The sequence below is a fragment of the Streptomyces sp. NPDC006384 genome (assembly GCF_042870695.1).
In the GTDB taxonomy this organism is placed as follows: domain Bacteria; phylum Actinomycetota; class Actinomycetes; order Streptomycetales; family Streptomycetaceae; genus Streptomyces.
The window spans coordinates 272,088-294,916 of record NZ_JBIAHR010000009.1; the positions used below are offsets into that span (position 1 = coordinate 272,088).

Here is a 22,829-nt window from a genome sequence, read left to right on the forward strand (position 1 = left end):
CGCGGACGCCGCGGTCCTGTGATCTTCACCCCACCGGGTGGCGTACCGTGCCCTGCGACACCCGACCAGGAGGCGAAGATGACGCAGAAGGCGCTGATCAAGGGCATCGGCGGCAAGGAGCCGGCCGTGGACGCGGGGGCCTTCGTGGCGCCGACGTCCTCGGTCGTCGGCGATGTGACGCTGCACGCGGGTGCCAGTGTCTGGTACGGGGCGGTGCTGCGGGGCGACGTCGAGCGGATCACCGTCGGCGCGGACAGCAACGTCCAGGACAACTGCACGCTCCACGCCGATCCCGGCTTCCCCGTCACGGTCGGCGAGCGGGTCTCGATCGGGCACAACGCGGTCGTGCACGGGGCGACCGTCGAGGACGACTGCCTGATCGGGATGGGCGCCACGGTGCTCAACGGCGCGGTGATCGGCGCCGGTTCCCTGGTGGCCGCGCAGGCGCTGGTCCCGCAGGGCATGCGGGTACCGCCGGGTTCCCTGGTCGCGGGCGTGCCGGCGAAGGTGAAGCGGGAGCTGACCGAGGAGGAGCGGCAGGGCGTCACGCTGAACGGCACGATGTACGCGGCGCTGGCCGTGGAGCACGCCCGGATCCACGGGTGAGCCGCCGAGGGCCGTGCCCGGCCGCCCGGCCGGGTCTGCCCGGCCGGGGCGCGCCCTACTCCGCCGCGGCCGCCTGCTGGGCTTCCGGCGCCTGGCCGGACCGGCCCGCCCTGCGCTTGACGACGAGCATCGAGGCGACGCCGACGAGGACGGCGGCGACCAGGCCCAGCCACGAGAAGCGCTTGAGCCAGGACTCGGCGACGACGCCGACGTAGAAGATGACGGCGGTGGTGCCGCCCGCCCAGACGACGGCACCGAGGACGTTCGCGATCAGGAACTTCCAGTACGGCATCCGCAGCACGCCGGCCAGCGGTCCCGCGAAGATGCGCAGCAGGGCGACGAAGCGGCCGAAGAACACGGCCCACATGCCCCACTTCCCGAAGGACCGCTCGGCGGTGGCGATGTGCCCCTCGCCGAAGTGCCCGGGGAACTTCCCTCCCAGCCAGGCCAGCAGGGGCCGGCCGCCCTTGCGGCCGACGGCGTACCCGAGGGAGTCGCCGATCACCGCGCCCGCACTGGCACAGGCGCCGAGGATCACCGGGTCGACGCCGCCGTGCCGGGAGGACAGCAGGGCCGCCGAGACCAGGATGATCTCGCCGGGCAGCGGGATGCCCAGACTCTCCAGACCGATGACCAGTCCGACCACGGCGTAGACGGCCGCCGCGGGCACCGTATCGAGCCACTCCTGGACGTGCAACGCCGCATCCTCCGATTCGCGTCCCCGGCGTGGCGGTGGATCCCGCCGCTTCCCGGGTACGCCTTTGCAAAGGCGTACCCGGGAAGCCTACCGGTCCGCGCGGGCGTGCCCGGGGGGCGGCCGTCCCGCCCCGGTCCGGCCGCCCGGGTCAGCCGTTGGGCCGCAGGGTCCAGACGACCGTCATCTCCCCGGTGACCGCGCCGTCCTCGCGCCGGATGGCGACGCTCACCGGGAACTCGGGGCGCTTGCCCTCGTCCAGTTCCGCGACGACGTCGGCGACCGGACGGCCGAGGGTGGCGGTGGCGGTGACCGGGCCCAGGGCGAGCTTCCTGAACGCGATCTCGGCGGTGACGAGCAGCGGCACGGCGCGCGGGAGCTGGTCGCCGAAGGCGGCCAGCACGATCGCCCCGCTGGCCGACTCGCCCAGGGTGAACATCGCTCCGGCGTGCGGCCCGCCGACGTGGTTGTGGTACTCGGGCTGGTCCGGCAGGGCCAGCACCGCCTTCTCGGGGGTGGTCTCCAGGTACTCGAGGTTCAGGGTCCGGACCATCGGCACCGTGGCGGCGAGCAGCTCGCCCGTCGACATCTGATCTGCGCTCATGGCCGAAGGTTACCCGTGAGTAGCAGATGGGGCCAGGAGCTCTTCGCCCGGTCCGGAGAACCGCGTGCGCTGTCCGGGAGTTCACACCCCCGGCCGCCTGCCGGACCTGCGCACGGTCGTTCGCGGCACGCCGGGCGGGGCCGGTTTCGGTACGTCCCTGACAAGGCCCGGTGACCGAAACGTGTCCTCGGCCGCACTAGGGTGACTGCTCATGTGGCCAGGACAGCAGCCGCCCGGGGGCGAGCAGAACCCGCAGCAGAACAACCCGTACCAGCAGCCGGGGTACCAGCAGCCGAATCCGTACCAGCAGCCCGGCTACCAGCAGCAGCCGGGCCCGTACGGGCAGCAGCAGTGGGGGGCCGCGCAGCCGCCCGGCGCCCCGCAGCCGGCGACGGTCGTCGTCGGCAGTGGTGGCGGTGGCGGTGGCGGTGGCGGGAACCGGACCAAGCTGGTCGCGATCGTCGCGGCGATCGCCGTCGTGGTGGCCGCCGGCGTCACCGGATTCCTGGTCCTGGGCGGTGACAAGGAGGACACGGCCGACGGCAAGGGCGGGAAGCCGACCGCGAGCACCTCCACCGGCACCTCCGAGCCCCCGGCACCGAGCCCGACCGGCACCGACGACAACCCGCGCGGCGGCGGCGAATTGAAACCGACCGTCGAGGGCTGGAAGGTCGTCGCCAACCCGCGCTTCGGCACCCTGTTCGACGTGCCCGCCGACTGGGAGATCGACACCACCGACATGAGCGTCGGCTTCGAGTGGGAGGAGGACGGGAAGCTGCAGCGCACCAGCGTCACCGCCCCCGCCTACCTCAAGTCCGAGTGGTGCACCGACGACACGGACAAGGACGGGCGCAAGGAGCGCACCGCGCTCGTCACCGCGGGCAGCCGCGGCGAGGACGGCGCGAAGGACACCGACATGGCGGCCGAGACCCGGGTGCCGTGGTGGATCTACGGCGGCTACACCCAGCCGGACATGAAGAGCGTCAAGGCCGGCAAGCCCAAGCCGTACACCACGGCGTCCGGCCTGGCGGGCAGCGTCGTCACGGCGCACTCGGAGGGCACCCCGCAGAAGGGGAAGTGCGACACCGAGGGCAAGGCGATCACCTTCGCGTTCAAGAACGGCGCGGGCGACTTCGTCACCTGGAACCTCTACGGCGCCAAGGGTGTCAAGGAGGAGATCCCGGAGGCGACGGTCCAGAAGATCCTCAGCACCGTGCGCCTGACCGAGGAGCCGCCGACGGGCTGAGACCGCCGGCGCGGCCGTCCCGCCGCTCAGCCGATGCCGAACGCGCCGGCGGGCGGCTCCGGCGACGGCAGGGCGTCCTCGTCCCGCACCGGCCGCGCGTCGCCGATGAAGTCCCGCAGGGCGGCCCCGTGCACCACCCGGGCCGGGAAGGTGTCGGCGGCGGTGCGCCTGGCCAGCGCCGCCGTGTCGACGGGCCGGTGCGCGGCCACGAGGACGGCGTTGCCGAAGCGGCGTCCGCGCAGCACCCCCGGCTCGGCGACGAGCGCCAGCTCCTCGAAGAGCGTGGCGAACCCGGCGAGTTGCGAGCGCAGGAAGGCGAACGGCGCCGCGTCGGCGAGGTTCGCCACGTACACACCGTCGGCGCGCAGGACCCGTGCCGCCTCGCGGGCGTAGCCGGCCGAGGCCAGGTGCGCGGGGACGCGGGAACCGCCGAAGACGTCGGCGATCAGCACGTCGGCCGAACCGGCGGGGGCGTTCTCCAGCCAGGCGCGGGCGTCGGCGGCGTGCGCGGTGACACCCGCGCCCTCCGGCAGCGGCAGGTGTCCGGCGACCAGGTCCAGCAGCCCCCGGTCCGCCTCCACGACGTCCTGCCGCGAGCCCGGCCGGGTCGCGGCCAGGTACCGGGGCAGCGTCAACGCGCCCCCGCCCAGGTGCAGCACGTCCAGCGCGCGCCCCGGCTCGGCGACGACGTCCAGGACATGGCCGACCCGGCGCGTGTACTCGAACTCCAGGTGCGCCGGCTCGTCCAGATCGACGTACGACTGCGGTGCCCCGTCGACGGTGAGCAGCCACGCCCGCGGCCGGTCGACGTCGGGCATGAGCTTGGCGGTGCCGTGGTCGGTGACGCGGCTGACGGGGACGGACTCGTTCACCGCTCCATTGTGCCCGGGGCCCGCCTTCCGGTTCCCGGGTCTGTGACGTTCCTGAGACGCACCGTACGGCGATCACACACACAGGTCGGTTAGTGTCGCCGGATGTTCGATGCCACCACCCGCTCTGGGGGCACCGTCACGGTCTCTCCCCGGACCGCCGCGACGGAGCTCGCCGTCGCCACGGCCGCCGGTCCGGCCGCCCCGGCCGGTCCCGCCGGCCGCGTGACGAGAGTCCTGCTCTCCCCGTGGTCCCGTTTCTCCCTCCTCGTGGCCCTGCTCGCGTCGGCCGCGACGGCGGTCCTGCTGTTCCAGCCGCAGCGGTTGCTGACGAACGGCTGGCCGCCTCAGCTCGGCGGTGCCGCGGCGGCACTCGCGTACGCCGTGGCGTACGGGCTGTGCACCGTCGCCTTCGTGCCGCGGCCGCTGCTGAACCTGGCCGCCGGCGCCCTGTTCGGCTGGCAGCTGGGTCTCGCCTCCTCGCTGGCGGGCACCGTGCTCGGTGCCGGTGTCGCCTTCTGTCTCGGCCGGGTGCTGGGCCAGGAGGCGCTGCGCCCGCTGCTGCGGGGCAAGTGGCTGAAGGCCGCGGACGGGCAGCTGAGCCGGCACGGCTTCCGCTCGATGCTGGCCGCGCGGCTGTTCCCCGGGGTGCCGTTCGCCGCCGCCAACTACTGTGCCGCCGTCTCCCGCATGGGCCTGCTGCCCTTCCTGCTGGCGACGGGGCTGGGCTCGATCCCCAACACCGCCGCCTACGCCGTCGCCGGCGCCCGCGCCTCGACGCCGACGTCCCCGGCCTTCCTGATCGCCCTGGCCTGCATCGCCCTGCCGGGCCTGGCGGGCGCGGTGGTGGCCTGGCGCAGACGCCACCGGCTGCGCGGGCGCTGACGCCGGGCCGCCCCGTCCCCCTGTCGCCCGGTTTTCATTTCGGGGCGCTACGCTGCCCCTCGACACGCCCGGTCCCGATCACCGCAGTCGGCGGACCGGCGTGTCCATCGACCGTCCCTCGATCGGCGCTTGGACTCCGTAACTTCATGTCTTGGTTCGAATCACTCATCCTCGGACTCGTCCAGGGGCTGACCGAGTTCCTCCCCGTGTCCTCCAGCGCGCACCTCCGGCTCACCGCGGCGTTCTCCGGCTGGCACGACCCGGGCGCGGCCTTCACGGCGATCACGCAGATCGGCACGGAGGCGGCCGTACTCATCTACTTCCGCAAGGACATCGGACGCATCCTCGTGGCCTGGACCCGCTCGTTCACGGACAAGGCGATGCGCCACGATCCCGACGCGCGCATGGGCTGGCTGGTGATCGTCGGCTCGATCCCGATCGGTGTGCTCGGTCTGACGCTGAAGGACCAGATCGAGGGGCCGTTCCGCGACCTGCGGATCACCGCGACCATGCTCATCGGCGTCGGTGTGATCATCGGCATCGCGGACCGGATGGCCGCGCGCGACGAGAAGGGCGGCCGGCACCGCGCGCCCCAGCGGCGCAAGGAGCTGAACGACCTCGGCGTCCGGGACGGCCTGATCTACGGCCTGTGCCAGGCGATGGCCCTCATCCCGGGCGTGTCCCGCTCCGGCGCGACCATCAGCGGCGGCCTCTTCATGGGGTACCGGCGCGAGGCAGCGGCACGGTACTCGTTCCTGCTCGCGATCCCGGCGGTGCTCGCCTCCGGACTGTTCGAGCTGAACGACGCGATGGAGAACGACCACGTCTCGTGGGGTCCGACGCTGTTCGCGACGGCCATCGCCTTCGGTACCGGGTACGCGGTCATCGCCTGGTTCATGAAGTACATCTCGACCAAGAGCTTCATGCCGTTCGTCTGGTACCGCATCGCGCTCGGCGTCCTCATCATCGTCCTGGTCACGGCCGGTGTCCTCAGCCCGCACGCCGCGGAGTCCGCGGGCTGAGCCGGGACCCGCGACGGACGGCATATGCCTGCGTAGCCGACCGGTAGCGCAGTGTCAGTGCCTGCCCCTAGGCTTGCCCGCATGTCCCCCGATTCCGTGACCCCTGGTTCCGTGCGTTCCGCCGCGGAGCTGAACGACCAGATCCGTGCCCTGTGGCGGCGGGCCGGCGGATCCCTGTCGGCCCAGGAGCGCGTGGAGTACGAGTTGCTGGTCGTCGAGTGGGCCGCCGCGATCCGCTGCGAGATCATCGAGGCCGCCTGAGGGCGCCGGGTGCGGCCCACCCCGGCCGGGCTCAGCGCCCTCCCGCCACCCGCAGCACCGTCCCCGTGGTGTAGGAGGCGTCGGGCGACATCAGCCAGGAGATCGCCGCGGCGATCTCCTCGGCCCGGCCCGCGCGGCCCAGCGGTACGGCCGCCCCCATCCGCCGGGCCCGCCCGGGGTCGCCCATGGCGGCGTGCATCTCGGTGTCGGTGACGCCGGGCGCGACGGCGTTGACGCGGACGCCCTGCGGGCCGAGCTCCTTGGCCAGGCCCACGGTCAGGGCGTCGACGCCCGCCTTGGCGGCCGCGTAGTGGACGTACTCCCCAGGACTGCCGAGGGTCGCGGCAGCCGAGGACACGTTGACGATCACGCCGCTGCCCCGCGCGGTCATCGACCGGGCGGCGCGGCGGGCGCACAGCAGCGTGCCGAGCAGGTTGACGTCGAGGACCCGGCGCAGGTCGGCGGTGTCGCTGTCGGCGAGGCGCCCCAGCGGGCCGGTCACCGCCGCGTTGTTCACCAGGCCGCTCACCGGCCCGAGCCGCTGCTCCGCCGTCCCGAAGAGCCGCTCGACGTCGGCCTCGACCGACGTGTCCCCTTGTACGGCGACGGCGCGGCCGCCCGCCTCCCGCACCCCGGCCACCACCGCCCGGGCGGCCGTCTCGTCCCGGAGGTAGCCGACGGCGACGTCGTGTCCGTCGGCCGCGAGACGCAGACAGGTCGCGGCGCCGATTCCCCGGCTGCCCCCCGTGACCACCGTGACGGGACGTGTCATGAGAACCTCCTGCACAGAAATTGATCGATCATCGATCATCCTAGGTGCGGATCGCTCATCCGCCCAGATGTGCGAGGGCGCCGTCCTCCAGGAGGAGGGGCCGTTCCTCGGGCAGCAGCCCGGCGGCCTCTTCGGTCCGGCCGGCCCGGACCAGTGCGTGGATCCTGGCGGCGAGCGGTGTCACGTCCTCGATGCCCACGATCCATTCGTCGGCGTACCGTGCCGCCGCCTCCCCCGCCAGGCCCAGCTGCAACGACCGGTGGGGCAGCGGGGCGAGGCGCAGGTCCCGTTCGGGGTCCCACTGCACGCGCGCGGGCGCCCGCCGCAGCTGCCGCCGCCAGCTCTCCCTGTCACCGTGCAGTTCGGGGACGTAGTGGGACAGGCAGGCGTTGCGCAGCGCCCAGACGAAGCCCTCCCGGTCGATCTCGACGGCGAGGACCGTCTCCTGGTCCTCCTTCGTGCCCCATCCGCAGCGGTACATCATCCACAGGAATGACGGCTTGATCCAGGTCATGCGGTCGCGTTTCCAGGACGGCGGGAAGCGGCCCTCTCGGGCCGCCGCGCGGCCGATCTCCGGACGGTAGGCCTGGTAGACGGTGACCGTGGAGCCGGTGTGGCGGGCGCGGACGCGGAATCGGGGTTCTCGCTGATCATCCATGCCGGACACGATCGGTGTCCGGGTCCGTGCCGCGCCACCGAATATCGCCCCGGGGCGGCGCCTGCCCATGCGGGCGGCCGCCTGTGTGATCCACTGAACGGATCCGCGTCGAGAGCGCACACTGAAGGCAGCACGGGGTAGGGAGCCGCCCATGGAGACGCTCGGCCGCTGGATCACCTCGCCCTGGCGGCGCTCGGCCGTCGCCGTGCTCGCCGGCGCGTCGCCCGTCCTCGCCTTTCCCGCCCCGTCGCTGTGGTGGTGGGCCTGGGTGGCGCTGGTCCCCTGGCTGCTGCTGGCACGGAGCGCGCCGACGGGCAGGCGGGCCGCGTACGACGGCTGGTGCGCGGGGTTCGGTTTCATGCTGGCCATGCACCACTGGCTGCTGCCCAGCCTGCACGTGTTCACCTTCGTGATCGCCGCGCTGCTCGGCGCGTTGTGGGCGCCGTGGGGCTGGCTGGTGCGGCGGATGCTGGGAGGGGTCCCGTCGGCGGGCAGGGCGGCCGCGGCGCTCGTGGTGCTGCCGTCGGGGTGGCTGGCCGTGGAGCTGGTGCGGTCCTGGCAGGGGCTCGGCGGTCCCTGGGGCATGATCGGCGCGAGTCAGTGGGAGGTCGCCCCGGCGCTGCGGCTCGCCTCGGTCGGCGGCGTGTGGCTGCTGAGTTTCCTGGTGGTGGCCGTCAACGCGGCCGTCGCCCTCCTGGTCGCCGTGCGCCGGGCCCGGGTGGCCGCCGTGGCCGGGCTCGTCGCCGCTGCCGCCGCCGTGTCCGCCGCCTGGGTGTGGTCGCCGCGCCCCGTGGCGGGCGAGCGGGTCTCGATCGCCGTGGTGCAGCCCGGTGTCGTGGCCGGACGCGACAGCGCCGACCGGCGTTTCGACCGCGAGGAGCGGCTGACCCGCGGCCTGGCGGGCCGGGGCGTCGACCTGGTCGTCTGGGGCGAGAGCAGCGTCGGCTTCGACCTGGACGACCGGCCGGACCTGGCGGACCGGCTGACCGCGCTGTCCCGCGAGACCGGCGCCGATCTGCTGGTCAACGTCGACGCGCGGCGCTCGGACAAGCCCGGCATCTTCAAGAGTTCGGTGCTCGTCGGCCCGGACGGCCCGACCGGCGACCGGTACGACAAGATGCGGCTGGTGCCCTTCGGCGAGTATGTCCCGGCGCGGTCCCTGCTCGGCTGGGCCACCTCCGTCGGCAAGGCGGCGGGCGAGGACCGCAGGCGCGGCTCGCACCAGGTCGTGATGGACGTGGGCCACGGGCTGCGGATCGGGCCGATGGTGTGCTTCGAGAGCGCCTTCCCCGACATGAGCCGGCGTCTGGCCGCCGACGGCGCCGGGGTGCTGCTCGCCCAGTCGTCGACGTCCACGTTCCAGGACACCTGGGCGCCGGAGCAGCACGCCTCGCTCGCCGCGCTGCGCGCCGCGGAGACCGGCCGCCCGATGGTGCACGCCACGCTGACCGGCGTCTCCGCCGTCCACGACGCAAACGGCAGGCGGGTCGGCTCCTGGCTCGGCACCGACGCGAGCGCCGCCCGGGTCTACGAGGTCCCGCTCGCGCACGGCACCACGGCCTACGTCCGCCACGGCGACTGGGCGGTGCGCGGGGCGCTGCTGGTCCTGGCCGCCTGGGCCGTCGGCGAGGGCGTACGGACGCTGCGGCTCAGGCGGCGGTCTCCAGCACCTCGCGTACCACCCGCTCGCACAGCTCATGGGTCTCCAGCGCGTCCCGGGCACTGAGCACCGTGCCCGCGCGCACGGCGTCGAGGAAGGCGAGGACCGCCTGTTCGATGCCGCGCTGGCGGGCCACCGGCACCCAGTCGCCGCGCCGCTGCAGCGTCGGCCGGCCCTTGTGGTCGATCACCTCGGCGAGATTGACCACCTGGCGCTTGGTGTCCTGGCCGGAGACCTCGAGGATCTCCTCGGCCGAGCCGCTGAGCCGGTTCATGACGCCGAGCGCGGTGAAGCCGTCCCCGGCGAGCTGGAGCACGACGTGGTGGAGCAGGCCGTTCCGGACGCGGGCGCGCACGGTGACGTCGTCGACCGGGCCGGGCGCCAGGAAGCGCAGGGTGTCGACGACGTGGATGAAGTCGTCGAGGATCATCGTGCGCGGCTCCTCCGGGAGCCCCGTGCGGTTCTTCTGCAGGAGGATCAGCTCGCGCGGGTGCTCGGCGCACTGCGCGTACCCGGGGGCGTGGCGCCGGTTGAAGCCGACGGCGAGACTCGTGCCGCGCCGCTCGGCGAGTTCCACCAGGCGGGCGGAGTCGGCGAGTTCGTAGGCGAGCGGCTTGTCGACGTAGGTCGGCACACCGGCGTCCAGCAGCCTCGTCACGATCTCGGGGTGGACGGCCGTCGGCGCGTGCACGAAGGCGGCGTCGAGGTCCTGGGCGAGCAGGGAGTCGAGGCCGGCGTGGCGCTGCCCCTCGGGGACGCGCAGGCCGTCGGCGACGCGGGTGAGGGTCGCGGGGGTGCGGGTCTGCAGGTGCAGTTCCACGCCGGGCAGGGCGCCGAGCACCGGCAGGTAGGCCTTCTGCGCGATGTCGCCGAGTCCGATGCAGCCGACCTTCACGTGGTGTTCCCCTCCGTCGTCCACCGCCCTGCCGTCCACCGGCCCGGGTCCGCCGGGAAGCATACGGCGCCCGCGGGGGCGGCCGGCCGGCGAGGCCGCGCGGGAACGGCGCGGGTCCGTCCGGGACGGCGCGCCGGTCGCGTTGTCGCGCCGGTGACGGGGCCGGGAAACACCTGGTGGGCCGCGCGCGAGTGGGACAGGATGCGGGGATGACGACCGAACGCCGCGAACCCGCGAACGACGCCGACGAACGCACCATGGTGGAGGGCTGGCTCGACTACCACCGGCAGACCCTCGCGTGGAAGTGCGAGGGCCTGACCGACGCCCAGCTGCGGACCGCCGCCGTGGCCCCCTCCGAACTGTCCCTGATGGGGCTGGTGCGGCACATGGCCGAGGTCGAACGGAGCTGGTACCGCAGGGTACTGGCGGACGAGGACTGCGGGCCGATCTACTACGACGACCAGGACCCGGACGGCGAGTTCCACCTGACCGAGGCGGACACCTGGCAGGAGGCGTACGCCACGTGGCAGGCCGAGATCGAGGCGGCCCGGCGCATCGCGGCCGGCTTCCGGCTCGACGAGGTGTCCCGCGGCAAGCACCGGCGCACCGGTGAGCGGTTCACCCTGCGCTGGATCCACACGCACATGGTCGAGGAGTACGCACGGCACAACGGTCACGCCGATCTGCTCCGCGAGTGCCTCGACGGCTCCACCGGCGACTGACGCCGGCCGCGGCGGGCGCGGGGTCTGCGCACGGGCCGGGGATCACTCGTGCGGGGCATCCTCCGCCCGTCCGGCACCGCGAACGGGCCCGGCCCCCGCCGCGGCCCGCAGAACCCGGGCCGCGGCGGCCCGTCGTGGCTACGGCCTCTGCCGGGGCGGGCCCCACCGGTCGTCCGCGGTGGGGCCGTCGTCGCCGAGCCGTGCCCCGAGGCGGCGGATCGCCGCGCGCACCCTCTCGCCGTACCGGTCGTCGGCCAGGGCCACGGCCGCGCCGCGGGCCCTGCGCAGGTGCACCCGGGCGGCCTCGCGGCGGCCGAGCCTGTCGTAGTCGACGGCCAGATTCAGGTGCAGCGAGGGATACAGGGCGCGCGCCGCCGACGTCCCCTCGTGCCGCTCGGCGGCACGGTCCCGTGCGAGCTCCTCGGCGGCCGACAGCGCCCTCAGGTCCCACGCCAGCTCGTCCCCCGGGTCGTCCTGGGTGTCGGCCAGGTAGTGGGCCAGGGTGCAGCGGTGCAGCGGGTCGCCGTGCTCGCCGATCTCCGCCCACAGGCCGAGGAAGCGGTGGCGGGCCTCCTCCCGGTCGCCCGCGTGATACAGCATGACGGTCTGCCCGATACGCGTCGGCACGGTGTCCCGCGCCGTCTGCTCCTGTCCCTCGGCCACCGCGTCCTCCGTGCCCTCGTCGGCTGTCCCCGACGACGCTAACCGCAGGCACCGGCGTTCCCGGTCAGGCGGCCGCGTGGCGCGCACGGAGGGCGGCACGTCGGTCAGCCCAGGTCCGGGATGGTCCAGTCGATCGGCGCGTGGCCCTGCCGGGCGACCGCCTCGTTGATCTGGGTGAAGGGGCGGGAGCCGAAGAACTTCTTCGCCGACAGCGGCGAGGGGTGCGCGCCCTTGACCACCGCGTGCCGCGTCTCGTCGATCAGCGGCAGCTTCTTCTGCGCGTAGTTGCCCCACAGCACGAACACCGCCGGGTCGGGACGGTCGGCCACCGCGCGGATCACGGCGTCCGTGAAGATCTCCCAGCCGCGGGACTTGTGCGAGTTGGCCTCGCCGGCCCGGACCGTGAGCACCGCGTTGAGCAGCAGGACGCCCTGCTTCGCCCACGGCATGAGGTAGCCGTTGTCCGGGATCGGGGTGCCCAGGTCGGCGTGCAGTTCCTTGTAGATGTTGCGCAGGGAGGGCGGGATCCGCACGCCGGGCCGCACCGAGAAGCACAGCCCGTGCCCCTGGCCCTCGCCGTGGTACGGGTCCTGGCCGAGGATCAGCACCTTCACCTGGTCGTACGGCGTGGCCTCCAGGGCCGCGAAGACCTCCTCGCGCGGAGGGTAGACGGGGCCGTTCGCCCGCTCCTCCTCGACGAACTCCACCAGCTCCTTGAAGTAGGGCTTCTGCAGTTCGCCGCCCAGCACCTCGCGCCAGGACTCGGGCAGCATGGCGATGTCGGTCACGTCAACTTCCTTAAGGCCGTACGGTCGCTTCCAGTCCTCAGAAACTACCGCCGACCACTGACAGTCGCCCTCCGGGGCGCGGAAAGCGGCCTTCTACCAGCTGGTCTTGCGGGACAGCTGCCACATCGTCATGATCGTCGAGGGGTCCAGCACCCGTTCCACGCCCGCGATCTCGTCGCTCGCGGCGACGTACTGCTTGCCCTGCCACAGCGGCAGCAGCCGCGCGTCGTCGACGAGTATCTGCTGGGCCCGTTCGAAGTCCTCGACGACGCCTGCGCGGTCGCTCTGACGACGCGACCGGGGCAGCAGTTCCCCGGTGATCTCGGGGGCGGGGTAGGGCGTGCCCAGGGCGTTCCGGTCGCCGACGAACGGGGCGATGAAGTTCTCGGCGTCCGGGAAGTCGGGGGACCAGCCGCGGCCGAACACCGGGTACTCGCCCTTCTGGTAGCCCTCGACATACGTCTTCCAGGGGCGGCTCTCGAGGGTGACCGTGAACAGGCCGGAGTCGTCCAGCTGGCGCTTGAGCTCCTTGAACTCGGCCTCGGTCTCGGACCCGTAGCGGTCGGTGGTGTACCAGAGGGTGAGCGGCACCGGCTCGGTGATGCCGGCCTCGGAGAGGATCTTGCGGGCCTTGGAGACGCTGGGGTCGCCGTAGTGGTCGAAGTACGCCGTGGTGTGGCCCGTCAGCCCCGCGGGGACCATGGAGTACAGCGGTTCGACGGTGTCCTGGTGGACCTGGTGCGCGATCAGCGTCCGGTCGATCACCTGGGCGACGGCCCGGCGGACGGCCTTGCGGCCCGCCCACGGGTCCTGCGGGTTGAAGACCAGGTAGCTGATCTCCGCACCGGCGCCCTCGACCAGCTGGAGGTTCTCCTCCTTGGCGGCCCTGCCCTGCAGCGTGATGACGTCGTCGGCCGCCAGCCCGCGGTAGGTGACCTGGATCTGCCGGTCGCGCAGGGCCTTCACCATGCCGGCGGAGTCCTTGAAGTAGCGGATGGTCACCGCGTCGTTGTGGTGCTCCGCGAAGCCCCGGTACCGCTCGTTGCGGACGAGTTCGGCCCGTTCGCCCTCCTCGTACGACCGGAGTTCGTACGGGCCCGAGCCGGTGACCTTGCCGTCCTCGCGCAGCGCGTCGGCCGGGTAGTCCTCGGGGTCGACGATGGACATCGCCGGGGTGGCGAGCACGAACGGGAAGGTGGCGTCGGGCTTGTCGAGGTGGAAGACCACCTCGCGCTCGCTGGGCGTCTGGACGCGGTCGAGACTGCCGAGCAGGCCGGCGGGGCCGCCGTTGACGCCGATCTTCCTGATCCGGTCGATCGAGTGCTTGACCGCCCGCGCGTCCAGGGGGTCCCCGTCGGAGAAGGTCAGGCCGGCCCGCAGCTCGCAGCGGTACACCTGATTCGCCGTGTCGGTGAACGCGCACTCCTCGGCGGCGTCCGGCTGGGGCGTCGTCGCGCCGTAGGGGTAACCGAGCAGCGTCTGGTGGGTGTTGCGGAACAGCTCCCAGGAGCCGTCCCAGGAGGCGGCCGGATCCAGTGTGCTGGGCGCGCTGGTCGTCCCGACGACGATGGGACCCTCGTCCTTCGCGTCGCCGGACAGGACGCCGCATCCGGTGACCAGTGAAGCCGTGGACGCGATGGCCGCGACCCTCCGCAGGCATCGGTTCCGGTTGAACACGCGCACGCTCCTCGATCCGCCGCACCGAAAGTCGGCAGACCATATCGCAGCACCCGCCCCTCTGAACCCCCTTGTGAACAGGGGTTTTGATCATTTCTGGAATGACTACGTTGTCATGACCCCGATGATCTTGGAATGCGGCACGGGCGCCACGGTCGTCCGTGGCGCCCGTGCCGCGAAGGGCGTGCGTGAGCCGTGCCGGGATGCGCGCGCGTGGCGCCTCAGGCCACGCCGGCGTTCAGGAAGACGCCGCCGTCGACCACCAGGGTCTGGCCGGTGACCCACGCGGACTGCTCCGAGGTGAGGAACGCGGCGGCGCCGCCGATGTCGGAGGGGACCCCGAGCCGGCCCAGCGGGTAGCCCGCCGCGGCCTCCTCCTCGCGGCCCTCGTACAGGGCGGCGGCGAACTTGGTCTTCACCACCGCCGGGGCGATGGCGTTGACCCGCACCTTCGGCGCGAACTCGTGGGCCAGCTGGGCGGTCAGGTTGATCAGCGCGGCCTTGCTGACGCCGTACGCGGCGATGAAGGGCGAGGGCGCGATGCCCGCGACGGAGGCGATGTTGACGACCGTGCCGCCGTTGTCCTTCTGCCAGGCGTGCCAGGTGCGCTGCGCGAAGCCCAGCGCCGAGATCACGTTCGTCTCGAAGACCTTCCGCGCGACGTTCAGGTCCAGGTCCGCGATCGGCCCGAACACCGGGTTGGTGCCCGCGTTGTTGACCAGGTGGTCGACGCGGCCGAAGGCCGCCATCGTGCGCTCGACGGCGGCGGCCTGGTGCTCCTCGTCGTGCGCCTTGCCGGCGACACCGATGACACGGTCGGCGCCGAGCTTCTCGACGGCCTCCTTGAGGGCGTCCTCGTTGCGGCCGGTGATGCAGACGCGGTCGCCGCGCGCGACGAACGCCTCGGCGACGCCGTAGCCGATGCCGCGGCTGGCGCCCGTGACGAGGGCGACCCTGCCGGAGAGTGCGGGGAGTTCAGTCATGTCCGTTTTCCCTGGTCCTTGCCCTAGTCGAGCGGTCCGCCGGCCACGTACAGCACCTGGCCGGAGACGAATCCCGCGGCCTCGCCGGTGAAGAAGGCGATCGCGTTGGCGATGTCCTCGGGCTCGCCGACGCGCTGCACCGGGATCTGGGTGGCGGCGGCGGCCTTGAAGTCGTCGAAGCCCATGCCGACGCGGTCGGCGGTGGCCTTGGTCATCTCGGTGGCGATGAAGCCGGGGGCGACGGCGTTGGCGGTGACGCCGAACTTGCCGAGCTCCTTGGCGAGGGTCTTGGTGAAACCCTGCAGACCGGCCTTGGCGGCGGAGTAGTTGACCTGGCCGCGGTTGCCGAGCGCCGAGGAGGAGGACAGGTTGACGATGCGGCCGAAACCGGCGTCCACCATGTGCTTCTGGCAGGCCTTCGACATGAGGAAGGCGCCGCGCAGGTGCACGTTCATGACGGTGTCCCAGTCGGAGACGCTCATCTTGAACAGCAGGTTGTCGCGCAGGACACCGGCGTTGTTGACGAGGATCGTGGGCGCGCCCAGCTCCTCGGCGATCCGCGCGACGGCCGCCTCGACCTGTGCCTCGTCGGAGACGTCGCAGCCCACCGCGATGGCCCTGCCGCCGGCCGCGGTGATCTTCTCGACGGTGTCCTTGCAGGCGGCCTCGTCGAGGTCGATGACGGCGACGGCACGGCCTTCGGCGGCCAGACGTACGGCCGTGGCGGCGCCGATGCCGCGCGCGGCTCCGGTGACGACGGCGACCCGCTGCTCGTTGGTGGACATTGCTGCTTCTCCTCGTCCTGGGGATGCGGCCCGTGCGGGGCCCCTCGGCACGCCCTTGGGTGAGCGACCGCTTAGTACCTTCCGCAGACGTGACGCTAGAAGCCCTGGCACCCGGTGTCAACGGGACACCGGCCGGTGTGATCCATTCCCGGGCTCTCCGGTGCGCACCGGGTCCGGGCTCCTCGGGCGGCCCGGCGTCGCGGGCCCGCCCGGCAGATCCGCCCGGCACCCTGCGCCCGGCAGCGGGGCGCGAGCCGTTCGGGGGCGGGGGAGGCCGTCCGTACGTCCCGTACGTCGTCGCACCGGAGCCGCTGGCGCGGCCGCGGGGCCGTTTCCGGCGTGCCGCCGACCGGTCCCGCGCGGGCAGGAGACCGGTGCGGCATCCGCGCCCGTCCGCCGAGGCACCCCGCGGGCGCCCTGCCGCGCGGGGCCTCGGCGGTCGCGTCCCCGCGCCCGGCCTTCCGGGCTGCGACACCCGGAGGCCCTAGCGCACCAGGAGTTCGAGGAGCCGTTCCGTCTCCGCCTCCGGGTCGGCCGTGAGGCCGGTGTGCACGGGGCCCGGCTGGACGATGGTGGAGCGGGGGGCGATCAGCCAGCGGAAGCGGCGGCCGGGGTCGTCGGACGCCGCCTGGCCCGCCGCCTCCCCGCCGGCGCACACGCCCTCGACGGCGCGCAGCGCGGCACGCACGCCGGGCAGGTCGGCGTGCGGGTCGAGGGCGAGCAGACGGGTCTCGTCGAGGTGGGTGCGGGCGCCGACGTAGGACGCGGCCCGGCAGTACACGAGCACCCCCGCGTTGACGCACTCCCCGCGCTCGATGCGCGGCACGACGCGCAGCAGGGCGTACTCGTAGACGTGTCGGTCGTTCACCGCGCCTCCTCGATACGGTCGTGGATCGTGGCGGCGCGCGCGAGAAGCGGCCGGGCGTAGGCCCGCCGCAGGTCGTCGGGGGTCGCGAAGCCGGGCTCGTCCGTCAGCCAGACGTCCGGGATCTCGGCGGTGACCTCGGCGAGGAGGTCCTCGGTGACCAGGGGCGCGAGCGCGTCGGCGGCGGCGCGGACGTCCGGCGCGAACGGTGCGAGGGCGTGGTCGCGGGCGTCGTAGGGGCGGGCGGCCGAGGCTTCGGCACCGGGCCAGTTGTGGTGCCAGATCATGGTGGCGCCGTGGTCGACCAGCCACACCTCGCCGCGCCACCGCAGCAGGTTGGGGTTGCGCCAGGACCGGTCGACGTTGTTGACGAGCGCGTCGAACCAGACGATCCGCCCGGCCTCCTCGGGGCTCACCTCGAAGGCCAGGGGGTCGAAGCCGAGCGCGCCGGACAGGAAGCCCATGCCGAGGTTGGTGCCGCCGCTGGACTTGAGGAGTTCCTGCACCTGCTGGTCGGGCTCGCCGAGGCCCAGCACCGGGTCGAGCTCGACCGTCACCAGCCGCGGCACCCGGAAGCCGAGCCGGCGGGCCAGCTCCCCGCAGACCACTTCGGCGACGAGCGTCTTGCGGCCCTGCCCGGCGCCGGCGAACTTCAGGACGTAGGTCCCGAGGTCGTCGGCCTCGACGAGTCCCGGGAGCGATCCCCCTTCACGCAGGGGCGTGATGTAGCGGGTCGCGACGACCTCTTTCAGCACTTTCCCGGGCCACCCGTCTCTTCAGTCTTGCGATCCACGGACTACTTCTCCGGGGCGTGGAGGCAGGAACCGCCGGTCAACGGCGCTGGGGAGAATCCGGGGAGTTTCGGTCGGCGAGCCGGCCTCCCCGCTCCCCTAAGCAGACCGTCGATGGTGCCGCGCCCCTTGCTGCCAGCTTCCGGCATGAAGTGAGCATAGTAACCGAGGGTGATCGCCGGCGAGGAGCGAGCCGGGCCGGACGGCCCGGCTCGTCGGCCGTCCCCCGGAAGGTCGACGGATCACACGAGCTCGGAGGTACCGGGAAGCATCAGTGCCGAGTCCGTGTGAAGCGTGATGCGTACCGGTGTGAAGGTGGTGGCGTCCACCGGTGACTCACCGGTGCCGGGACTGCGGGCGTAGCGCGGGTGGGCGCCTCCACTGATCTGCCAGCGTATGCGGTGTCCGACGGGGAAACGGTGGGCGGTGGAACTCATCGGCACGGTCACCTGTGAGGGCGTCTGTCCGGCCGTCCGGAGTCGGACGAACCCGTCGCAGATGTTCACGGAGCGGCCTTGTGGGTCCACGTCGCACAGGCGGGTGAAGACATCGGCGTGCCCGGTGTCGGTGGAGACGCTCAGCCGTGCGGAGACGGGCCCCAGGACGTCCATGGGCTCGGTCAGTGGTGGACCGGTGAATGTCAGGACGTCGTCCCGGGCCTCCAGGGTGGCGTTGTTCCGGGGACCGGCGGTGCGGGAGAGCAGTGGGCCGCCCAGGGAGGGGGTGGGGTCGGCCGGGTCGTAGCGGAACACCGCCACGGGTGCGGAGTCCGCGGGCTCCTGTCTGGTGAGACGCCCTCCAGGGATGGGATACCACGAGGTGGCGGCCGCGGCCGGGGGCCAGTCGTCGAGGTCCCGCCAGGTGTCTTCGCCGCCGATGTGCACACGCACCGCGGTGGGACGCAGGCCGGAGGGATCGGCGTACAGGTGGGCGCGCAGCCATGCGAGGCTCTCGGCGAACACCTCGGGCCATCCTTGCTGCAGGGCCGAGGTGTGGGTCCAGGGACCGACGAGCAGAGCGGTCTCGCATCCGGCCCGGCGCAGCCGGTCGTACTGCTCGAAGGTCTGGTCGGCCAGCACGTCGTGCCATCCGGTGATCAGAGCCGTGGGCACGCGGAGCCGCTCCACCGGCGCCGCCGGCGCCGCGCCGTGCCAGTAGGCGTCCTTGGCGTCCGGGTGTGTCATCACGTCGTCCAGCCAGGGCAGTTCGCCCCCCAGGGCCGACACGTACGCCCCCCGCAGGGGCTGCGCGGTGGTGACGTCGCGCAGGCGACGCTGCAGGCGCAGCGTCGCCTTGAGGAAGGGTGCCATGCCCTGGTGCTGGTAGTTCATGCCCACGCCGACGGCGAGGGCGTTCTCCAGGCGCAGTGCACCGTCTGCGTGGAACAGAGCGTGGGGATCGTGCAGCCCTACTTGCACCACCATCGCCTTCAGTTCCGGCGGTGGGTCCGAAGCGAGAGCCCATTGCACGTAGCCCAGGTAACTGGGGCCTACGGTCCCCAGCGTTCCGTCGAACCAGGGTTGCTCGCGCAGCCAGGACACCGTGGCCCGGCCGTCGGCGGCCTCGTTGCGCCACAGATCGAACACACCGCCCGAACCTCCGGTGCCGCGGCAGCTCTGCAGGACCACGTGGAAGCCCTGCTCGGCGAAGAGCAGGCCGAACTGGGGTGACCACGGCAGGCCCCGGCCGTAAGGAGAGCGGACCATGAGAGTGGGGAAGTCGCCCTGGGCGCGCGGAAAGTAGTGGTCGGTGATCAACGGGCTGCCGTCGGCGGCCGGCACCACCAGCCCCGGCTCCCATCCGGCCTCGTGCCGTCTCGCCGGCAGTCCTCGCCAGGTCGCCCTCATCATCCGTGAGGAAAGCGGAGGCTTTCCGGCGGGTGGCGCCCAGGCCGGTCCGGCTACGGCGTCGGGCGTGCGTGATGGCATCGTTCCCCTCCTCTATTTTCGTACAGTGTACGGGAATAGATGATGCTTGGATGGCCTCGGCAAGAACCACCTCGGCGACCAGGGGAAGGAGTGCGAGCCGTGTCCAGCGACGGAAAGTCCGGTGCCGAGAGCGTCGATCCCGAACAGCTCTGGCTGCGTCCCGCCGAGCCCCGCAGGGGCCGCAAGCCCTCCTTCAGCCGGGAGGCGATCACCGCGGCAGCCGTCGCTCTGGCGGACGCGGAAGGACTCGACGCGGTCACCATGCGGCGGGTCGCCGCCGAGGTCGGAGCGGGCGTCATGTCGCTCTACAGCTACGCCCCCGACAAGGAGACGCTGCTGGAGCTGATGGTCGACCACGTCAGCGGCGAACTCACGGTCACGGACCCGCCCAGCGGCGACTGGCGTGCCGACCTGAAGGCCGTCGCCCGCCTGCAGCGCGCCCACATGCTGCGCCACCCCTGGCTGCCCGCCGCCTTGTCCGCCCGCCGCGCTCCGGGCCCCAACACGCTGGCCTTCCTGGAACACGTGCTCGCCGTCCTACGGCCCACCGGGCTGGACGGTGCGGCGAAACTGGAGGTCTTCGCCCAGATCACCGCGTTCGTGGCCGGGCACGTCGCCCATGAGATCGCGCAGGCCGCAGCCTCACGATCACCGGACCGGGCCGCAGCCGAGGCCCGCTACCTCGCCGCCGTCGCCGCCGACGGCCGTCACCCGGAACTCGCCGAAGCCCTTTCCGCTCCCGGACGCCCCCTCACACCCGACGCCACCTTCACCCGGTTCCTCAACCGTCTGATCGACGGCCTCGACACCGACTGATGCCACACATCCGCGGCCGGCGGTGAACGACCGTGCGGCGAGGCCCCCTTGTACGGAACGGCCCCGTGCAGTGGGCTGTCCCCCATGAAGAGACGAAGCATCACGGCGCTGACCGCGGCCGTGGTCGTTCCCGTTCTGCTGGCGACCGCGCCCGCTCCCCGCGCCGCGTCCCCCGAGGCCGCCGGAGCGGGTGCCGCCGGCTCCCCGGCGTCCGCCGGGGCCTCCCGCCTGCGCGGCGTGGACCTCGACACGGTCACCATCCCCGAACTGCAGGCGCGCATGAAGCGCGGGTCGCTGACCTCCACGGCGCTGACCCGCGAGTACCTGCGGCGGATCGACGCCATCGACCCGAAGCTGAACGCCGTGCTGCGCACCAGCCCGACGGCCCTGCCCCAGGCTGCCGCCAGCGACGCCCGGCACCGGCGCGGCGCCGCCCTCGGCCCGCTCGACGGCATCCCCGTCCTGCTGAAGGACAACGTGGACACCCACGACATGCCGACGACGGCGGGGTCCCTGGCCCTGGCCGGAAAACCGCCGGCCAAGGACGCCGAGCTGGTGCGCAGGCTGCGGGCGGCGGGCGCGGTGATCCTCGGCAAGGCCAACATGTCCGAATGGGCCAACTTCCGCGCGGCGAGGCCGACGTCGGGCTGGTCGGCGGTGGGCGGGCAGACCAACAACCCGTACGTCCTGGACCGCAACCCCTGCGGCTCGTCCTCCGGTTCGGCCGCCGCGCTCGCCGCGTCGCTGGCGCAGGTGGCGATCGGCACGGAGACGGACGGTTCCATCGTGTGCCCGGCCGGGATGACCGGGGTGGTCGGCCACAAGCCCAGCCTGGGACTGGTCAGTCGGTCCGGTGTCGTCCCGATCTCCGCCGAGCAGGACACGGCGGGCCCCATGGCACGCACCGTGATCAACACGGCGATCACCTTCGCGGTGCTCAGCGGTCACCGGAGCGCGGGCGCCGACGGTGCCCACGCCCTCGCGGACGCGGCCGCGCGCCCCGGCGCCCTGCGCGGCAAGCGGATCGGCCTGTGGCGCCTGCCCTCGCTCGGCGCCGAGGTGGACGCCCTGATGACCCGTACCGCGGCCCGGCTGCGCGCGGCCGGGGCGCAGGTCGTCGAGGTGACCCCACCCCATCAGGACCGGCTCGCCGAGCTCGAGTTCCCGGCGCTGCTCACCGAGTTCCACCGGGACATCGACGCCTACCTGGCCACCCGCGAGGGGCCCCGCGACCTCGCCGAGCTGATCGGGTTCAACCGCGTGCACCCGGCCGAGCGGACCTGCTTCGCCGGTCAGGAGCTGTTCGAGCAGGCCCTGAGCGCGCCGCCGCCCACCGACCCGGGCTACCTGGCCATGCGCGCCGAGCTGAAGGACCTGTCCCGGCGGTCCATCGACGAGACGATGGCGGCCCACGGCCTCGACGCCATCGCCTCCCCGGCGAACCCGCCCGCGTGGACGACCGACTGCGCGCGCGGCGACAACGACGTGATCCCGTCCTCGACCCCGGCCGCCGTCGCCGGGTACCCCTCGCTGTCCGTGCCCGCCGGGTTCGTCGGTGAACTGCCGGTCGGCCTGCTGCTGATGGCCGGCGACCGCCAGGACGCCTCGCTGCTGTCCCTGGGGGCGGCGGTGGAGCACCGGCTGGACGGCCGGCGGGCACCCAGGTACCTGCCGACACTCCCGTCCGCGGACCGCTGAAGCGGCCGGTGACACAAGGGCGCGGCGGGACGGCGCGGTCAGCCGAACCGTCCCGCCGCCGTCCGCAGCGCCTCCACCGCCGCCCGGATCGACGGGCGGCGGTCGGCGTCCGCGCGCCACACGACGTACACGTGCCGGCGCACCCGCTGGCGCAGCGGCACGGTGACGACGCCGGCGGGCACGGGGTGGCGTCCGAGCCGCGGGGCGACGCACACGCCGAGTCCCGCGGCGACCAGGCCGAGCTGGGTGTGGGTCTCGGCGGCGCGGTGGCCGATGATCGGCTCGATGCCCTTCGAGCGCAGCGTGAACACCAGCCACTCGTGGCAGAACTCGCCCTCGGTCCACGTGATCCACTCGTCCTCGGCGAACTCGGCGAGGTCCACCTCGTCCCGGCCGGCGAGCCGGTGGCCGGCCGGCACCGCCACGTCCGCGGGGTCGTCCAGGAGGGGCGCCTTGACCAGGCCCTCGGGCACCGGCATCGGCTTGTTGTACCAGTCGAGCACGACGGCCAGGTCGAGGTCGCCGCGCACCACGCCCGCGATGCCGCGCTCGGGTTCCAGTTCGCTGGAGCGGACGCGCAGCGCGGGGTGTTCGGCGCGCAGGGCGGACAGCACGGCGGGGAACAGCCCACGGGCGGCGGTCGGGAACGCCGACAGCCGGAGTTCGCCCACCACCTGTCCGCGGTGGGCCTCGAGATCGGACTGGGCGAGTTCGACCTGGGAGAGGATGCGCGCCGCGTGCTCGGACAGCAGCCGGCCCGCGTCCGTCAGCCGCACCCCCCGGCCGTTCCTGGCGAGGAGCTGCTGGCCGACCTCGCGCTCCAGCTTGGCCATCTGCTGGGAGACGGCCGAGGTGGTGATGTGCAGGCCCGCGGCGGCCCCGCTGACCGATCCGTGCCGGGCGAGGGCGTCGAGGGTGCGCAGGCGCTCCAGATTCAACAT

General features: G+C 73.1%; 24 protein-coding genes. 9 read left to right on the plus strand and 15 right to left on the minus strand.

Going from position 1 to position 22,829, the window contains the following annotated elements; genetic code table 11:
• The first annotated feature begins 78 nt into the window (after positions 1-78).
• Positions 79-606, plus strand: coding sequence for a gamma carbonic anhydrase family protein (locus tag ACFYOJ_RS15150; RefSeq protein WP_356550895.1), 528 nt, complete (start codon positions 79-81; stop codon positions 604-606).
• A 55-nt stretch (positions 607-661) separates the two neighbouring features.
• On the opposite strand, the gene ACFYOJ_RS15155 is transcribed toward ACFYOJ_RS15150, so the two are convergent.
• A complete protein-coding gene (locus ACFYOJ_RS15155) occupies positions 662-1,303 on the minus strand; it encodes a DedA family protein (protein ID WP_356550894.1) in 642 nt (213 codons plus the stop codon).
• Positions 1,304-1,451: 148 nt separating this feature from the next.
• Positions 1,452-1,889, minus strand: coding sequence for a DUF4442 domain-containing protein (locus tag ACFYOJ_RS15160; RefSeq protein ID WP_356551204.1), 438 nt, complete (start codon positions 1,887-1,889; stop codon positions 1,452-1,454).
• Between the two features lie 226 nt (positions 1,890-2,115).
• Here ACFYOJ_RS15160 and ACFYOJ_RS15165 point away from each other — a divergent pair, with 226 nt between their 5' ends.
• Complete coding sequence (locus ACFYOJ_RS15165) at positions 2,116-3,150, plus strand: hypothetical protein (RefSeq protein WP_356550892.1); 1,035 nt, start codon at positions 2,116-2,118, stop codon at positions 3,148-3,150.
• Positions 3,151-3,176: 26 nt separating this feature from the next.
• On the opposite strand, the gene ACFYOJ_RS15170 is transcribed toward ACFYOJ_RS15165, so the two are convergent.
• Positions 3,177-4,022, minus strand: coding sequence for a fused MFS/spermidine synthase (locus ACFYOJ_RS15170; protein WP_356550890.1), 846 nt, complete (start codon positions 4,020-4,022; stop codon positions 3,177-3,179).
• A 102-nt stretch (positions 4,023-4,124) separates the two neighbouring features.
• Here ACFYOJ_RS15170 and ACFYOJ_RS15175 point away from each other — a divergent pair, with 102 nt between their 5' ends.
• The 3 genes from ACFYOJ_RS15175 (at position 4,125) to ACFYOJ_RS15185 (ending at position 6,187) form a co-directional block, all read left to right on the plus strand.
• Positions 4,125-4,904: a VTT domain-containing protein gene (locus ACFYOJ_RS15175; protein WP_356550889.1), complete on the plus strand. Its 780-nt coding sequence runs from the start codon at positions 4,125-4,127 to the stop codon at positions 4,902-4,904.
• 146 nt (positions 4,905-5,050) lie between these two features.
• Complete coding sequence (locus ACFYOJ_RS15180; RefSeq protein WP_356550887.1) at positions 5,051-5,926, plus strand: undecaprenyl-diphosphate phosphatase; 876 nt, start codon at positions 5,051-5,053, stop codon at positions 5,924-5,926.
• 81 nt (positions 5,927-6,007) lie between these two features.
• Positions 6,008-6,187 (plus strand): hypothetical protein, encoded by a 180-nt coding sequence (locus ACFYOJ_RS15185; protein ID WP_356550885.1) that lies wholly within the window; start codon positions 6,008-6,010, stop codon positions 6,185-6,187.
• 31 nt (positions 6,188-6,218) lie between these two features.
• Here ACFYOJ_RS15185 and ACFYOJ_RS15190 read toward each other — a convergent pair whose 3' ends face one another.
• A complete protein-coding gene (locus ACFYOJ_RS15190; protein ID WP_356550884.1) occupies positions 6,219-6,959 on the minus strand; it encodes an SDR family oxidoreductase in 741 nt (246 codons plus the stop codon).
• Positions 6,960-7,014: 55 nt separating this feature from the next.
• On the minus strand, positions 7,015-7,617 hold the full coding sequence (locus ACFYOJ_RS15195; RefSeq protein ID WP_356550882.1) for a DUF4291 domain-containing protein: 603 nt from the start codon (positions 7,615-7,617) through the stop codon (positions 7,015-7,017).
• Between the two features lie 151 nt (positions 7,618-7,768).
• Between ACFYOJ_RS15195 and lnt the strand changes: the two genes are divergently transcribed.
• A complete protein-coding gene (gene lnt / locus ACFYOJ_RS15200; RefSeq protein WP_356550881.1) occupies positions 7,769-9,343 on the plus strand; it encodes an apolipoprotein N-acyltransferase in 1,575 nt (524 codons plus the stop codon).
• Here lnt and ACFYOJ_RS15205 read toward each other — a convergent pair.
• Positions 9,267-10,172, minus strand: coding sequence for a Gfo/Idh/MocA family oxidoreductase (locus tag ACFYOJ_RS15205; RefSeq protein WP_356551202.1), 906 nt, complete (start codon positions 10,170-10,172; stop codon positions 9,267-9,269). The two genes, lnt and ACFYOJ_RS15205, sit on opposite strands and share 77 nt — an antisense overlap.
• Positions 10,173-10,381: 209 nt before the next feature.
• Between ACFYOJ_RS15205 and ACFYOJ_RS15210 the strand changes: the two genes are divergently transcribed.
• Positions 10,382-10,894: a DinB family protein gene (locus tag ACFYOJ_RS15210; RefSeq protein ID WP_356550879.1), complete on the plus strand. Its 513-nt coding sequence runs from the start codon at positions 10,382-10,384 to the stop codon at positions 10,892-10,894.
• Positions 10,895-11,032: 138 nt separating this feature from the next.
• Here the strand turns inward: ACFYOJ_RS15210 and ACFYOJ_RS15215 are convergent, their stop codons facing one another.
• From ACFYOJ_RS15215 to ACFYOJ_RS15250, 8 genes are all read right to left on the minus strand, one after another.
• Positions 11,033-11,557 (minus strand): hypothetical protein, encoded by a 525-nt coding sequence (locus tag ACFYOJ_RS15215; RefSeq protein ID WP_356550877.1) that lies wholly within the window; start codon positions 11,555-11,557, stop codon positions 11,033-11,035.
• A gap of 104 nt (positions 11,558-11,661) precedes the next feature.
• Entirely contained in the window at positions 11,662-12,345 is a 684-nt protein-coding gene (gene ung / locus ACFYOJ_RS15220; protein ID WP_356550876.1) for a uracil-DNA glycosylase, read from the minus strand.
• A 93-nt stretch (positions 12,346-12,438) separates the two neighbouring features.
• A complete protein-coding gene (locus tag ACFYOJ_RS15225; protein ID WP_356550874.1) occupies positions 12,439-14,022 on the minus strand; it encodes an ABC transporter substrate-binding protein in 1,584 nt (527 codons plus the stop codon).
• 221 nt (positions 14,023-14,243) lie between these two features.
• Complete coding sequence (locus tag ACFYOJ_RS15230; RefSeq protein WP_356550872.1) at positions 14,244-15,005, minus strand: SDR family oxidoreductase; 762 nt, start codon at positions 15,003-15,005, stop codon at positions 14,244-14,246.
• Positions 15,006-15,028: 23 nt separating this feature from the next.
• Positions 15,029-15,790: a 3-oxoacyl-ACP reductase FabG gene (fabG, locus tag ACFYOJ_RS15235; RefSeq protein WP_356550871.1), complete on the minus strand. Its 762-nt coding sequence runs from the start codon at positions 15,788-15,790 to the stop codon at positions 15,029-15,031.
• 484 nt (positions 15,791-16,274) lie between these two features.
• Positions 16,275-16,658, minus strand: coding sequence for a DUF3037 domain-containing protein (locus tag ACFYOJ_RS15240; protein WP_356550869.1), 384 nt, complete (start codon positions 16,656-16,658; stop codon positions 16,275-16,277).
• Positions 16,655-17,410 (minus strand): HipA family kinase, encoded by a 756-nt coding sequence (locus ACFYOJ_RS15245; protein WP_356550868.1) that lies wholly within the window; start codon positions 17,408-17,410, stop codon positions 16,655-16,657. The genes ACFYOJ_RS15240 and ACFYOJ_RS15245 overlap by 4 nt, the downstream gene beginning before the upstream one ends.
• A gap of 278 nt (positions 17,411-17,688) precedes the next feature.
• Positions 17,689-19,293, minus strand: a complete 1,605-nt coding sequence (locus tag ACFYOJ_RS15250) for a CocE/NonD family hydrolase (protein ID WP_356551200.1) — start codon at positions 19,291-19,293, stop codon at positions 17,689-17,691.
• A 180-nt stretch (positions 19,294-19,473) separates the two neighbouring features.
• Between ACFYOJ_RS15250 and ACFYOJ_RS15255 the strand changes: the two genes are divergently transcribed.
• Positions 19,474-20,190, plus strand: coding sequence for a TetR/AcrR family transcriptional regulator (locus ACFYOJ_RS15255; RefSeq protein WP_356550867.1), 717 nt, complete (start codon positions 19,474-19,476; stop codon positions 20,188-20,190).
• Between the two features lie 84 nt (positions 20,191-20,274).
• Positions 20,275-21,888, plus strand: a complete 1,614-nt coding sequence (locus ACFYOJ_RS15260; protein WP_356550865.1) for an amidase family protein — start codon at positions 20,275-20,277, stop codon at positions 21,886-21,888.
• A gap of 38 nt (positions 21,889-21,926) precedes the next feature.
• Here ACFYOJ_RS15260 and ACFYOJ_RS15265 read toward each other — a convergent pair whose 3' ends face one another.
• A complete protein-coding gene (locus tag ACFYOJ_RS15265) occupies positions 21,927-22,829 on the minus strand; it encodes a LysR family transcriptional regulator (RefSeq protein ID WP_356550863.1) in 903 nt (300 codons plus the stop codon).

Coding starts and splice junctions, on each gene's coding strand:
- ACFYOJ_RS15150 (WP_356550895.1), top strand. CDS start 79: ATGACGCAGAAGGCGCTGATCAAGGGCATCGGCGGCAAGGAGCCGGCC.
- ACFYOJ_RS15160 (WP_356551204.1), bottom strand. CDS start 1,889: ATGTCGACGGGCGAGCTGCTCGCCGCCACGGTGCCGATGGTCCGGACC.
- ACFYOJ_RS15165 (WP_356550892.1), top strand. CDS start 2,116: ATGTGGCCAGGACAGCAGCCGCCCGGGGGCGAGCAGAACCCGCAGCAG.
- ACFYOJ_RS15175 (WP_356550889.1), top strand. CDS start 4,125: ATGTTCGATGCCACCACCCGCTCTGGGGGCACCGTCACGGTCTCTCCC.
- ACFYOJ_RS15180 (WP_356550887.1), top strand. CDS start 5,051: ATGTCTTGGTTCGAATCACTCATCCTCGGACTCGTCCAGGGGCTGACC.
- ACFYOJ_RS15185 (WP_356550885.1), top strand. CDS start 6,008: ATGTCCCCCGATTCCGTGACCCCTGGTTCCGTGCGTTCCGCCGCGGAG.
- ACFYOJ_RS15190 (WP_356550884.1), bottom strand. CDS start 6,959: ATGACACGTCCCGTCACGGTGGTCACGGGGGGCAGCCGGGGAATCGGC.
- ACFYOJ_RS15195 (WP_356550882.1), bottom strand. CDS start 7,617: ATGGATGATCAGCGAGAACCCCGATTCCGCGTCCGCGCCCGCCACACC.
- lnt (WP_356550881.1), top strand. CDS start 7,769: ATGGAGACGCTCGGCCGCTGGATCACCTCGCCCTGGCGGCGCTCGGCC.
- ACFYOJ_RS15210 (WP_356550879.1), top strand. CDS start 10,382: ATGACGACCGAACGCCGCGAACCCGCGAACGACGCCGACGAACGCACC.
- ACFYOJ_RS15230 (WP_356550872.1), bottom strand. CDS start 15,005: ATGACTGAACTCCCCGCACTCTCCGGCAGGGTCGCCCTCGTCACGGGC.
- fabG (WP_356550871.1), bottom strand. CDS start 15,790: ATGTCCACCAACGAGCAGCGGGTCGCCGTCGTCACCGGAGCCGCGCGC.
- ACFYOJ_RS15250 (WP_356551200.1), bottom strand. CDS start 19,293: ATGAGGGCGACCTGGCGAGGACTGCCGGCGAGACGGCACGAGGCCGGA.
- ACFYOJ_RS15260 (WP_356550865.1), top strand. CDS start 20,275: ATGAAGAGACGAAGCATCACGGCGCTGACCGCGGCCGTGGTCGTTCCC.
- ACFYOJ_RS15265 (WP_356550863.1), bottom strand. CDS start 22,829: ATGTTGAATCTGGAGCGCCTGCGCACCCTCGACGCCCTCGCCCGGCAC.